The organism is Klebsiella variicola, assembly GCF_000828055.2.
In the GTDB taxonomy this organism is placed as follows: Bacteria; Pseudomonadota; Gammaproteobacteria; order Enterobacterales; family Enterobacteriaceae; genus Klebsiella; species Klebsiella variicola.
Map to the genome: position 1 here is coordinate 2,572,356 of NZ_CP010523.2, position 12,373 is coordinate 2,584,728.

Annotated in this window: 11 protein-coding genes; 4 read left to right on the plus strand and 7 right to left on the minus strand. The window is 61.7% G+C overall.

Going from position 1 to position 12,373, the window contains the following annotated elements; all coding sequences use genetic code 11:
* Position 1: 1 nt before the first annotated feature.
* From pqqC to SP68_RS12120, 4 genes are all read right to left on the minus strand, one after another.
* Entirely contained in the window at positions 2 to 757 is a 756-nt protein-coding gene (gene pqqC / locus SP68_RS12110; protein WP_008804780.1) for a pyrroloquinoline-quinone synthase PqqC, read from the minus strand.
* Entirely contained in the window at positions 751 to 1,677 is a 927-nt protein-coding gene (gene pqqB / locus SP68_RS12115) for a pyrroloquinoline quinone biosynthesis protein PqqB (protein WP_008804781.1), read from the minus strand. The genes pqqC and pqqB overlap by 7 nt, the downstream gene beginning before the upstream one ends.
* A gap of 54 nt (positions 1,678 to 1,731) precedes the next feature.
* Positions 1,732 to 1,803, minus strand: a complete 72-nt coding sequence (gene pqqA / locus SP68_RS26415; RefSeq protein ID WP_002905689.1) for a pyrroloquinoline quinone precursor peptide PqqA — start codon at positions 1,801 to 1,803, stop codon at positions 1,732 to 1,734.
* A gap of 136 nt (positions 1,804 to 1,939) precedes the next feature.
* Positions 1,940 to 2,959 carry a dipeptidase gene (locus tag SP68_RS12120; RefSeq protein ID WP_040968547.1) on the minus strand — a complete coding sequence of 340 codons (1,020 nt, stop codon included), beginning with the start codon at positions 2,957 to 2,959 and terminating at the stop codon, positions 1,940 to 1,942.
* A gap of 243 nt (positions 2,960 to 3,202) precedes the next feature.
* Between SP68_RS12120 and SP68_RS12125 the strand changes: the two genes are divergently transcribed.
* The 4 genes from SP68_RS12125 to SP68_RS12140 all read left to right on the plus strand — a co-directional run bounded on the left by SP68_RS12125 (position 3,203) and on the right by SP68_RS12140 (position 7,655).
* Complete coding sequence (locus SP68_RS12125; RefSeq protein WP_040968546.1) at positions 3,203 to 4,195, plus strand: alpha/beta fold hydrolase; 993 nt, start codon at positions 3,203 to 3,205, stop codon at positions 4,193 to 4,195.
* Between the two features lie 86 nt (positions 4,196 to 4,281).
* Positions 4,282 to 5,022, plus strand: a complete 741-nt coding sequence (locus SP68_RS12130; RefSeq protein ID WP_004180014.1) for a response regulator — start codon at positions 4,282 to 4,284, stop codon at positions 5,020 to 5,022.
* Positions 5,019 to 6,362: a sensor histidine kinase gene (locus SP68_RS12135; RefSeq protein WP_040968545.1), complete on the plus strand. Its 1,344-nt coding sequence runs from the start codon at positions 5,019 to 5,021 to the stop codon at positions 6,360 to 6,362. The genes SP68_RS12130 and SP68_RS12135 overlap by 4 nt, the downstream gene beginning before the upstream one ends.
* Before the next feature lie 102 nt (positions 6,363 to 6,464).
* The gene (locus SP68_RS12140) at positions 6,465 to 7,655 is read left to right on the plus strand and encodes a cytochrome c biogenesis protein/redoxin (protein WP_040968544.1); all 1,191 of its coding nucleotides are present in this window, start codon (positions 6,465 to 6,467) and stop codon (positions 7,653 to 7,655) included.
* Between the two features lie 550 nt (positions 7,656 to 8,205).
* Here the strand turns inward: SP68_RS12140 and SP68_RS12145 are convergent.
* The 3 genes from SP68_RS12145 to SP68_RS12155 form a co-directional block, all read right to left on the minus strand.
* On the minus strand, positions 8,206 to 9,099 hold the full coding sequence (locus tag SP68_RS12145; protein WP_040968543.1) for a LysR substrate-binding domain-containing protein: 894 nt from the start codon (positions 9,097 to 9,099) through the stop codon (positions 8,206 to 8,208).
* 204 nt (positions 9,100 to 9,303) lie between these two features.
* Complete coding sequence (locus tag SP68_RS12150; protein WP_162493254.1) at positions 9,304 to 10,785, minus strand: pyridoxal phosphate-dependent decarboxylase family protein; 1,482 nt, start codon at positions 10,783 to 10,785, stop codon at positions 9,304 to 9,306.
* Between the two features lie 9 nt (positions 10,786 to 10,794).
* The gene (locus SP68_RS12155; protein WP_073984391.1) at positions 10,795 to 12,180 is read right to left on the minus strand and encodes a diaminobutyrate--2-oxoglutarate transaminase; all 1,386 of its coding nucleotides are present in this window, start codon (positions 12,178 to 12,180) and stop codon (positions 10,795 to 10,797) included.
* Between the last annotated feature and the right edge of the window lie 193 nt (positions 12,181 to 12,373).

Genomic DNA, 12,373 nt, shown 5'->3' on the forward strand with positions numbered 1-12,373 from the left:
ATTACACCAGTCGGGTCGTGTGCCAGGCCGCCTTGTCGGTGACCGTGTGATAGGGCGGGCGCTGCAGAGCGTAGGCCATGGTCATGGCATCGAGCATCGACCACAGGATGTCGAGCTTAAACTGCAGGATCTCCAGCATCCGGTTCTGTTTTTCAGCGCTGTCACAGTAGGTCTTCGCCAGCGCCAGACCATGCTCAACGTCGCGGTTAGCCTGGCTCAGACGACTGCGAAAGTAAAAATAGCCTTCCTCTTTGATCCACGGATAGTGCTGCGGCCAGCTGTCGAGGCGCGACTGATGGATCTGCGGGGCGAACAGCTCGGTCAGGGAGCTGCAGGCCGCCTCCTGCCAGCAGGCGCGACGAGCGAAATTAAGATAGGCATCCACCGCGAAGCGCACGCCGGGCAGCACGTGACGCTCGCTGAGCAGGTCGTCGCGGCTCAAACCGACCGCTTCCCCCAGCCGCAGCCAGGCTTCAATCCCGCCATCTTCGCCGTGGCTACCGTCGTGGTCGAGGATCCGCTGCACCCATTTGCGCCGGGTCTGCGCATCCGGGCAGTTGGCCATAATCGCCGCGTCTTTCAGCGGAATGGTGGTCTGGTAATAAAACCGGTTCGCCACCCAACCCTGAATTTGCTCGCGGGTCGCTTCGCCGTTATGCATGGCGATGTGGTAAGGGTGGTGAATATGGTAGAAGGCGCCTTTAGCCCGCAGAGCCTCTTCAAAGGCCTGCGGCGACAGCGTGTCGGTGATCAGCATGCGGTATCCTGAAGGGTGATTGCCATCCCGTCCCAGCTCACTTCAATCCCCTGTTGCGTTAGCGCCTGGCGCTGGGGAGACTGCTCGTTAAGGATCGGGTTGGTGTTATTAATATGAATGAGAATTTTGCGTTTTGCCGGCAGGGAGGCCAGCAGGGCCATCATCCCGTGCTCATCGCTGAGCGCCAGGTGTCCCATATCACGACCGGTATTGCGCCCGACGCCGGCGGCCTGCAGCTCGTCATCCTGCCAGACGGTGCCATCGATCAGCAGACAGTCCGCTTTTTGCAGCCACGGCAGAAGGGCTTCATCCGGCTCACCCAGCCCCGGGGCATAGAACAGCGTCTGCCCGTTGCGGCGGTTTTCGATAAACAGCGCCACGTTATGGCCCGGCAGCGGCCGGTCGCGATACGGCGAATAGGGCGGCGCGTTGCTGGCGATAGGCACGGCGGTAAACTGCAAATCAGGGCAGGCGTCAACGGTAAAAGGCTGCTGCGGGGCGATGGGATGATGCACCAGGCCGCCGTTCCAGTGTCGCAGCATGGTAAACACCGGGAAGCCGGTGGAGAGATCCTCATGAACCTCCGGCGTGCACCACACCTGGTGCGGGCAGCCTTCGCGCAGGCTCAGCAACCCGGTGGTGTGGTCGATCTGGCTGTCGGTGAGAATAATGCCGCCGATAGACGTCCCGCGCAGTACGCCGGGTTTATTTAACTCGGGGGTATGGGCAATCTGCTGGCTGATATCCGGCGAGGCATTGCACAGCACCCACTCTTTGCCGTTATCGCTGACGATGATCGACGACTGGGTGCGGGCGCTGGCCTGAATGGTGCCGTTGCGCAGACCCTGACAGTTGGCGCAGTTGCAGTTCCATTGCGGGAAACCGCCGCCGGCGGCGGAGCCGAGGACTTTAATGAACATGAAGACGGACCGGGTAATGAATGAAGGTGCCCGCGCGAACGGCGGGCGGGGCGATTAACGGTTAGAAATGTACAGCGTCACTTCCAGACCGAGACGTAAATCGATAAAAGCAGGTTTCTTCCACATGTTGTGTTCCTCTTAAAAATGACGACAGGCCTCACGGATAATGCTGGATCTGTGACGGCCGCCGCATATTGCGCTTCACCGGGAGAGAGATCAACCCGGAATCTGTAAGGAATTAACTTTATGTTTACAATATAACCTATTGTTGCCAAACCTTTTTTAATACCCGCAGCCAGTTGTTCCACAGCAGCTTATCCAGCACCAATTGATCATAGCCATTGTCCCGCAAGGCATTGATAAGCCGCGGTAAGCCGGCCACATCGCCCAGCTCGTCGGGCAGGGTGATGCCGTCAAAATCCGAGCCGAGAGCCACATGATCCTCACCCATTATGTTAATAAGATAGTCGATATGCCGGACAATGGTGGTTAAGGGCGTGTCGCTGTCGCGCCGTCCGTCGGCGCGCAGGAAAGCATTGCCGAAATTGACGCCCACTACGCCGCCGCTGTCGCGGATCGCCCGCAGTTGCCGGTCGGTCAGATTGCGCGGCTGTGGGCACAGGGCGTGGGCATTAGAGTGGGTGGCCACCAGTGGGGCGGTGGAATGGTGGGCGGTATCCCAAAAGGCCTGTTCATTCATGTGCGAAACATCGATCTGCATCTTCAGGGCGTTGGCCTGAGCGATGAGCGCAATGCCCTCGCGAGTGAGACCCGGCCCGCTGTCCGGGCTGCCGGGAAAGGCGCCGGTGACCCCGCAGCCGAAGCGATTGGCGATGTTCCAGAACGGACCAATGCTGCGCACCCCGGCGCGATAAAAGGCCTGCAGATCTTCGCCTTGCGCGTCGAACCCGCCAGCACCTTCGATGTGCGCCACCATCGCCAGCGCGTTATCCTGGCGACAGCGTTCGATATCCGCCGCGCTCAGGCACAGCCGCGCGCGACTGGCGTCATGGGCGCAAATCGCCTTGAGGATAGCCAACTGCTGCCAGAGGATCGCCCGCGGATCCCACGCCTCGCTGGCGTACTGCGGCGCCACGCGGGCGATATACTCCTGCGGCGGCACAAAGAGGGCGAACAGGCCGCCGGCCAGCCCGCCCTGGCGGATACGCGGATAGTCGAGATGGCCGTTTTCTATCCCGGCAAAGAAGGCGCTTACCGGATCCTCACGATGGTGAAGCCAGAGATTCAGCAGCAGGTCATTGTGACCATCAAAAATCGCCATAGCGGGTTCCTGCGTTCTTAAGTGGTGAAAAATGCCTGCCACGGTAACGGATTTATCTCCTGGGGCAAGCATAAATTCACATGCCCGCAACAATTGCCAACCTCGACTCTGTATCACACTGTATCTCGCGGCGCAGCGCTGACATTAAGAGATAAAAATGGCCCCGGTCGGGCACATGGCGGATACAAATTTCCGCTTTACTGGTCACGTACTCTCTTGATGATGATAAAAGGTGAGAAAGTGATGAACAGAGTATCCCTGATCCGCTATACCAGCGCCGCGGCGCTGGGGTTATCCACCCTGTGGTCCGCTGCCGTTTGCGCCGCGGAAGACGCGGGGGCGTTCGACAGGATCCACCAGATCCGCGCCGGCGACCTGAATATAGGCTACGTGGATATCGGCCCGCGCGACGGCCAGCCGGTGATCCTGCTGCACGGCTGGCCCTACGATATTCAGAGCTATGCTCAGGTGGCGCCGGCTTTAGCGCAGAAGGGTTACCGGGTCATTGTGCCGTATCTGCGCGGCTACGGCACGACCCGTTTCCTCTCCGCCAGCACGCCGCGTAACGGTCAGCCGTCGGCGATGGCGGCCGATATTGTCCATCTGATGGACGCCCTGAACATCAGGCAGGCGGATCTGGCCGGCTTTGACTGGGGCGCGCGCACGGCGGATATCGTCGCCGCGCTGTGGCCGCAGCGGGTGAAATCCCTGGTCTCGGTGAGCGGGTATCTGATCAGCAGTCAGCAGATTGGCGAAAAACCGCTGCCGCCGCAGGCGGAGCTGTCGTGGTGGTATCAGTTCTATTTTGCCACCCCGCGCGGCGAAGCCGGTTACCGGCATAACACCCACGACTTTGCGAAATTTATCTGGCATCAGGCGTCGCCGCAGTGGAAATTCAGCGACGCGACTTTTGCCAGAACCGCCCGGGCGCTGGATAACCCGGACCACGTGGCGATCACCATCAGCAACTACCGCTGGCGCCTGGGGCTGGAGAAGGGGGAAGCGAAGTATGCCGGCTATGAACAACGGCTGGCGGCGCTACCGCCGATAACCGTGCCCACCATCACCCTTGAAGGGGCGAATAACGGCGCGCCGCATCCGGCTCCCGCCAGCTACCGGGCTAAATTTACCGGGAAATATGAACACCGGGATCTGCAGGGGGTGGTGGGCCATAATCCGCCGCAGGAGGACCCGGCAGACTTTGTCCAGGCGGTGGTGGACGCCGACCGTTTGTAATCCGCGCCTTGCCGGCGGCGCGACGTTGCGCTTCCGGCAACACGGCTTATGCTTGTGAAGAGTTTATTTTGCCGCAGGAGCACCCTTTGGAGCGTATTGACCACATCCTGGTCGTCGATGACGACCGCGATATTCGGGAACTGATTGTCGACTATCTGGAAAAATCGGGATATCGCGCCAGCGGCGCGGCGAACGGCAAAGCCATGTGGTCGGTGCTCAAAAATCATCAAATTGACCTGATTGTGCTGGATATCATGATGCCGGGCGAGGACGGCTTAACGCTCTGCCGCCAGCTGCGCGCCAACCCGCAGCAGGATATTCCGGTGCTGATGCTCACCGCCCGCACCGACGACAGCGACCGGATCCTCGGACTGGAAATGGGGGCTGACGATTATCTGATTAAACCCTTTGTGGCCCGCGAACTGCTGGCGCGCATCAAAGCCATTTTACGCCGCACCCGGGCGCTGCCGCCCAATCTGCAGATCACCGAGGCGGGCAGGCTGATCGCCTTTGGCGACTGGCTGCTCGACACTGCCGCCCGCCACCTGCTGGACGACAGCGGCGCCATCGTCGCCCTCAGCGGGGCGGAGTATCGGCTGCTGCGGGTGTTTCTCGATCACCCCCAGCGGGTATTGAACCGCGACCAACTGCTGAATCTGACCCAGGGACGCGACGCGGAACTGTTTGAGCGGTCAATTGACCTGCTGGTGAGCCGACTGCGCCAGCGGCTACGGGAGGATGCCCGCGAGCCGGCCTACATTAAAACGGTGCGCAGCGAAGGCTATGTGCTGTCGGTGCCGGTCTCCATCCGCGAGAGGCATGAATGAGGTTTTGGCCCGCCTCGCTGCAGTCGAGGCTGATGGCGCTGCTGTTTCTGGCGCTGCTGCTGGCGAATACTTTAACCCTGTCGCTGCTGTTTTATGAGCGCATGAGCAGCGCTCGCAGCGTGATGCTGGGCAATCTGGCTTCCGATGTCGCCACCAGCGTGGCTATCCTTGACCGCCTGCCGGCCGCTGAGCGCCCACAGTGGCTGCCGAAGCTGGCGCGCGGCAATTATCGCTATCTGCTGGGCTCCGGCGAGCGCGGCGACTACCCGGACAGCTGGCGCGCCCGGGACGCAGCCCGCTCCCTGCAGGAGGCGCTGAGCGCGCAGTACCCGGTAAGTATTGTGACGATCCCCGGCCCGCGGCAGCATATTCAGGCCCATATTACCCTCCACGACGGCGCCCCGTTGACTCTCGATCTGTGGCCGAAGCTACCGGCCATCGCCCGCTGGCTGCCGGTGGTGCTGATCGCTCAGTTTGTTCTCCTGCTGGCCTGCGCCTGGTATGCCGTTCGCCAGGTGTTGCTGCCCATCACCCGTTTTACCCGCGCAGTGGACGCCCTTGAACCGGCCAGCGACACGGCGGGAACCATGGCCGAGCAGGGGCCGGAAGAGGTCCGCCGTGCCGCTCGCGCGTTTAACGCGATGCAGGCGCGCATCCACGACCATCTGCAGGAGCGGGCGCGGATCCTCGCCGCTATCTCCCACGATCTGCAAACCCCGATCACCCGAATGAAGCTGCGGGTGGAGATGGCCGACCAGCCGGAACTGCGCGATAAGCTGCTGCAGGATCTCGACAATATGACCCGCCTGGTGCGGGAGGGCATCGCCTTCGCCCGCACCTCGCAGCCACTGGCGGAGGCGCGCCAGCGGCTGAACCTTGACGCCTTTCTCGACACCATCGTCTGCGATTATGCCGATGTCGGCCGGCCGGTGCGTTTTTGCCCGGAGGAGACCGCCGGGGTGGTGTGGATCCCACCGCAGGCCCTGCGCCGGGTGATGACTAACCTTATCGATAATGGGTTGAAATTCGGCACCACGGTCACGGTAACTCTGACCCGCGACGCCGCCGGGGATGTCACCCTCCATGTACTGGATGAGGGGCCGGGGATCCCGGAGGCCGCGCTACAGGCGGTGCTGCAGCCGTTTTATCGCCTGGAGGACTCGCGCAATCGCGATACCGGCGGCACCGGTCTGGGGCTGGCGATCGCTGCGCAGCTGGTCAGCCAGATGAACGGCGCACTGCGCCTGGCCAACCGCCCGCAGGGCGGCCTGGACGCCAGCGTTCGCCTTGCCGCGGCGGGATTGTATCCTGCTGTATCTCCGGCGCAGACGGATAATTAAGCCGACAATTCTCCCCCTTTCCCGACACATTCGCCTTACATGGCCTTGCGGTAATGTCGTGGCTGCCACTCCCGGCAGCGACGACATAATGAGGAGAAGGCGATGTCGATATTCATTGCATTTTTGGGCGGAATGTTAACTCTGCTGAGCCCCTGTACGCTGCCGGTGATCCCGCTGCTGTTCGCCAGCGTCCGGGGCCGCCGGGGGCAGCTGGCAATTATGCTGGCTGGAATGGCGCTGATGTTCGGCGCGGTTTCGTGGCTGGTGACGGTCGCCAGCGGCTGGGTGGTGAATCTGACCCTCGCAGGCCGCGGCCTGGCGCTGGCGTTCTTCGCCCTGGTCGGGCTGAGCCTGCTTTCGCAGCGCGTCGCGCAGCGGCTGACCTCACCCCTGGTGGAGCTGGGAAATCAGCTTAACAACGCCAGCTCACGCCAGCGCGGCTGGATCGGTTCGCTGCTGGCCGGGCTGGCGGTGGGCCTGTTGTGGGCCCCGTGCGCCGGGCCGGTATTGGGGGCGATACTCAGCCTGGGCTTTGTGCATCCGGGCCAGGCGACCACTGGCGGGTTGCTGCTGGCTTACGGCAGCGGCGGGGCGCTGATGTTATTCCTGCTGGGGTGGTGCGGCGCGGCGTTGATTGCCCGTCTGCGTCGTGGGCTGGCGTTCGGCGAACGGCTGCGCCGGCTGGCGGGGGTGGCGATGCTGGCCTCGGTGGCGCTGATCGCCAGCGGCGGCGATCGCTATCTGCAAAGTGCGGGAGGCTGGAGTCAGGCGCTGGAGCAGCGGCTGGCCGCCCGTCTGCCGCAGCCGGAGCAAAAGACCATCCTCCAGCCGATCGCCGCGCCGCAGCCCAGCAGCGCGATGCCCTCCCTGGCGGGAGGCAGCGCGTGGCTCAACAGCCCGGCGTTAACTCCGGAGCGTCTGAAGGGCAAAGTGGTGCTGGTGGATTTCTGGACCCGGGAGTGCATCAACTGTCAGCATACCCTGCCTTACGTGCGCGACTGGGCGAACAAATACCGCGCTGCCGGGCTGGTGGTGATTGGCGTCCATACCCCGGAATATCCCTGGGAGCGTTCGCTGCCGCTGCTGCGCCAGGCGGTGAAGGACTGGCGGATAACCTACCCGGTGGTGGCGGATAATGAGTACGCCATCTGGAACGCCTTCGGCAATCAGTACTGGCCGGCGCATTACATTTTCGACGCTCGCGGACAGTTGCGTTATACCGCCTTCGGCGAAGGGGATTATGCCCGCCAGGAGCAGGTGATCCAGCAGCTACTGCAGGAGAACAAAGCCTGACCCGCGGCGTAGGCGTCTGGCGGACGGTTCCCTCCAGCCCTTATACCTGATGCCGGGCGGCGCTGCGCTTGCCCGGCCTACAGGAGCGCGCAGGGAGATGTAGGCCCGGTAAGGCGCAGCCGCCACCGGGCATTGAAGCGGGAGAGGCGCTGGATGCCCATTGCCGGTGACTGCCGGATGATTCCCTTCATCCCTTGTGCCTGTTGCCGGGCGGTGCTGCGCTTGCCCGGCCTACAGGAGCGCGCAAGAAGAATGTAGGCCCGGTAAGGCACAGCCGCCACCGGTCATTGAAGCGGGAATGGTACAGAATGCCCATTGCCGGTGACTGCCGGACGGTTCCCTTTATCCCTTGTGCCTGTTGCCGGGCGGCGCTGCGCTTGCCCGGCCTACAGGAGCGCGCAGGGAGAATGTAGGCCCGGTAAGGCGCAGCCGCCACCGGGCATTGAAGCGGGAACGGCGCTGGATGCCCATTGCCGGTGACTGCCGGGCGGTTCCCTCTCCCTTCAGGGAGAGGGTTAGGGTGAGGGTGAATGGAAGTAGCGTGACACCGTCACATCTCGACCCACCCCTGCAGGGCCTCGGTCATCAGTTCGCCGAGCAGCGCCACGGCGGCGGAATGCTGTCCCTCGCGCGGGGTTTGTTGCAGGTTAACGGCCAGGCTACCTGGCGATGGCAGCAGCCCGGCGACGGTGCGCAGGTTGCCGGGCATGCCGATACGGGTGCGTATCGTCAGCCCCAGGCCAGCCTGTACCGCCGCCCAGATGCCGTTCAGACTGTGGCTGACGAATACCACCTGCCAGGGGATCCCCGCGGCATCGAGACAGGCGATAGCGCGGGAGCGCATCAGGCACGGGCTGTCGAACATCACCAGCGGCAGCGGATCGCCGGAGGACAGCAGTGCACCAATATCCAGGTCAGGATGCGCAATCCACGCCAGCGGGCAGCGGCCCATCCCGGGACCCTGATCTTCGGTTTGCCACAGCAGCGCCAGATCCAGCACCTCTTCCGCCAGCGCCTGGCGCAGCGGACCATTGCGATCCACCCTGGCGACTATCCGCACCTGCGGATGATGCCGTTTAAATTGCCCCAGGATCCCCGGCATCAGCGATTCGCCAAAATCTTCCTGCATACCAAGGTGGATCTCGCCGGTGAGCCGCTCGCCCTGCAGCGCGCGCAGGGTTTCATCATTGAGCGCCAGCAGTCGTCTGGCGTAGCTCATCAGCTTTTCGCCTTCCGCGGTGAGCACCAGATGCCGCCCCTGTTTGGCCACCAGCGCCGTACCGCACTGGCTCTCCAGCTTTTTAAGCTGGGCGCTGACGGCCGAAGTGGAACGCGACAGGCGCAGTGCTGCCTGGGCGAAACTGCCGCACTCCATGCCGGTCACAAAGCTACGCAGGGCGTCGAGATCCAGTCCCGGTAAGCGTTTCTCCATCATCATCCTCATTTTCAGGATGTTTATCCTGAACGTCGTTATTCTCGGGATAATACTGTGGCATCGCGAAAGGCAGGCGTCAACGGGCCCAGCGACCAGCCAGGGAGCAGAGAACGTCAGTGGCGCGGAAAGAAATAAAAAAGCCGATAAGGAGATTATCGGCTTATTGCAGGTAAGGCTGACAGCGGGGCGGCAGGCGCCGCCCGCTAGGGCAGGTTATTGCGCCAGCAGCTCCTGAGCGGTGCGTTCCACCAGGTTAAGCAGAACCTTCACGTCATCCAGCGTCACCACCGGGTTCAGCAGGGTCAGCTTCAGGCAGGTGACACCGTTATGCTCGGTCACGCCAACGTTAGCGCGGCCGGAAGCCAGCAGGGCATCGCCGACGCGCTGGTTGAGCAGCGCGATAGCCGCCGCGTCGCTCTGCGCCATCTGCGCCGGACGGGAACGGAACAGCACGCTCGCCAGCTGCGGCTGCATCACCAGCTCCAGCGTCGGCTGCGACTTCACGTACTCCGCCACGTTTTTCGCCATCGTGACGCCGTGATCGATGATCGCCGCATACTGTTTCTGGCCCAGCGCTTCCAGACCCATCCACAGCTTCAGCGCATCGAAGCGACGGGTGGTCTGCAGCGACTTAGACACCAGGTTCGGTACGCCGTGTTCTTCATCGAACTCGGAGTTCAGATAGGCCGCCTGATAACGCATCAGCTCGTAATGGCGCGCGTCCTTCAGCAGGAAGGCGCCGCAGCTGATGGTCTGGAAGAACTGCTTGTGGAAGTCCAGGGTAACGGAATCCACCAGCTCCAGACCGTCAAGGTAGTCACGATACTGCTCAGACAGCAGCAGCGCGCCGCCCCAGGCTGCGTCAACGTGCAGCCAGATCTGATGTTCCGCGGCGATACCGGCGATGTCGCGCAGCGGGTCGATAGCCCCCGCGTCGGTGGTGCCGGCGGTGGCGACGATCGCCATGATCTGCTCGCCGTTAGCCTGCGCTTGCGCAATCTTCGCTTTCAGATCGGACACGTCCATCCGCGCGAATTCGTCGGTTTTCACCAGCGTGACCGAGCGGTAGCCGAGGCCCATCAGCGCCATGTTCTTCTGCACCGAGAAGTGGGCGTTTTCCGAGCACAATACTTTGTACTTGCGGATATCCCCCGGCAGCCCATCCTGCTGGATGGAGTGCCCCTGACGGGCGAAGAAGGCGTCGCGCGCCAGCATCAGGCCCATCAGGTTGCTCTGGGTGCCGCCGCTGGTGAAGACGCCGGCGTCGCCAGCCGGATAACCGACCCGGGCGCGCAGCCATTCGATCAGCTTCATCTCAATGATGGTTGCTGACGGGCTCTGGTCCCAGGAGTCCATGCTCTGGTTGGTGGCGTTGATCAACACTTCCGCCGCCTGGCTAATTACCAGGCTCGGGCAGTGCAGGTGCGCCACGCACTGCGGGTGATGCACCGACAGGCTGTCTTTCAGGAAGTACTCGATCGCACGATCAATCGCCGCCTGGTTACCCAAACCCTGTTCGTTAAATTCAAGGGAGATACGCTCACGCAGCTCGTCAACGCTTTTCCCCTGATACATCTCAGGTTGCTTCAGCCACTGCACAACGGCCTGGCTGGTCTGCTCGATAACCTGCTGATAGGCTTCAACGCTCTGCGCTGAACCAGCAAGAATCGGATTCAATGTGGACATGGTGGTCACTGACTCCACTCAGACCGGCTTTACGCCGGCGGCCAGCAGGGCCTGTTCGAATTTGTCGAGGAACACATCCAGTTCCGCGTTGCTGATCAGCAGGGACGGCAGCAGACGCAGCACGCAGCCGTGACGACCACCGCGCTCCAGAATCAGGCCCGCTTCAAAGCATTTCTTCTGCAGCAGGGCAGAGAGTTCGCCGTCAGCCGGGTAGCAGCCCATGTGATCCTGAGCTTCGTTCGGCTTGACGATTTCGATACCGATCATCAGACCAAGACCGCGTACGTGGCCAATGACCGGGTAGCGCTTCTGCAGCTCGGCCAGTTTGCCTTTCAGCCACTCGCCCTGGGCAGCGACTTTGTCGGCAATCTTGTTGTCGCGCAGGTGACGCAGGGTGGTCAGACCGGTAGCCATCGCCAGCTGGTTGCCGCGGAAGGTGCCGGTGTGGTGACCCGGTTCCCAGGCGTCGAACTGTTTTTTAATGCCCAGCACCGCCAGCGGCAGACCGCCACCGACCGCTTTCGACATCACGATGATGTCCGGCTGGATACCGGCGTGCTCGAAGGCGAAGAATTTACCGGTACGGGCAAAGCCAGCCTGCACTTCATCGACGATCAGCAGAATGCCATGCTCTTCGGTCACTTTGCGGATGCGCTGCAGCCACTCGACCGGCGCCGGGTTCACGCCGCCTTCACCCTGCACAGCTTCGAGGATCACCGCCGCCGGTTTACGGACGCCGCTCTCCACGTCGTTGATCAGGTTTTCGAAGTAGTAGGTCAGGGCTTTCACGCCGGCTTCGCCGCCGATGCCCAGCGGGCAACGATACAGGTGCGGGTAAGGCATGAACTGGACTTCCGGCATCATGCCGTTAACCGCCGCTTTCGGCGACAGGTTGCCAGTGACGGACAGCGCGCCATGGGTCATCCCGTGATAGCCGCCGGAGAAGCTGATCACCGCCGTACGGCCAGTATATTTTTTCGCCAGTTTCAGCGCGGCTTCCACGGCGTCAGCGCCGGAAGGACCGGTGAACTGCAGGCAATACTCTTTCCCATCGCCCGGCAGGCAAGAGAGCAGGTATTCGGAGAAACGATCTTTTAACGGGGTAGTCAGATCGAGGGTATGTAACGGCAAGCCGCTGGTAATGACACTTTGGATGCTCTGCAATACATCAGGGTGGTTGTGGCCCAGAGCGAGAGTACCGGCGCCCGCGAGGCAGTCCAGGTACTGTTTGTTATCCGCATCCGTCAGCCACACGCCTTCAGCTTTAGTGATAGCCAGCGGTAACTTACGCGGGTAACTCCTGACATTCGATTCGAATTCGGCCTGACGGGCCAAAAAGGTTTCGTTGTTTGCGTCTAATAAATCGGCACGTAAAGTATCAATACGGACTTTATCCGTCATCATATCACTCCCACAACCAGCATTGCGGTTGAACGCTGGTTGAATAATTGGTCTAAGGAATTGAATTGGCATTCATAAAGCGCGCACAATATATGGCTTTTTAAATCCGCATTCAACGTTTTATTGATTGCGTTATTTTGACGTTATTCTTACCGGGGCAATAATTAACGTAACCTGCTGAATTATAATAGAACAA

Bases quoted from the DNA above. Each gene is read 5' to 3' on its own strand.
- pqqC (WP_008804780.1), bottom strand. From the start codon at position 757: ATGCTGATCACCGACACGCTGTCGCCGCAGGCCTTTGAAGAGGCTCTG.
- pqqB (WP_008804781.1), bottom strand. From the start codon at position 1,677: ATGTTCATTAAAGTCCTCGGCTCCGCCGCCGGCGGCGGTTTCCCGCAA.
- SP68_RS12120 (WP_040968547.1), bottom strand. From the start codon at position 2,959: ATGGCGATTTTTGATGGTCACAATGACCTGCTGCTGAATCTCTGGCTT.
- SP68_RS12125 (WP_040968546.1), top strand. From the start codon at position 3,203: ATGAACAGAGTATCCCTGATCCGCTATACCAGCGCCGCGGCGCTGGGG.
- SP68_RS12135 (WP_040968545.1), top strand. From the start codon at position 5,019: ATGAGGTTTTGGCCCGCCTCGCTGCAGTCGAGGCTGATGGCGCTGCTG.
- SP68_RS12140 (WP_040968544.1), top strand. From the start codon at position 6,465: ATGTCGATATTCATTGCATTTTTGGGCGGAATGTTAACTCTGCTGAGC.
- SP68_RS12145 (WP_040968543.1), bottom strand. From the start codon at position 9,099: ATGAGGATGATGATGGAGAAACGCTTACCGGGACTGGATCTCGACGCC.
- SP68_RS12155 (WP_073984391.1), bottom strand. From the start codon at position 12,180: ATGATGACGGATAAAGTCCGTATTGATACTTTACGTGCCGATTTATTA.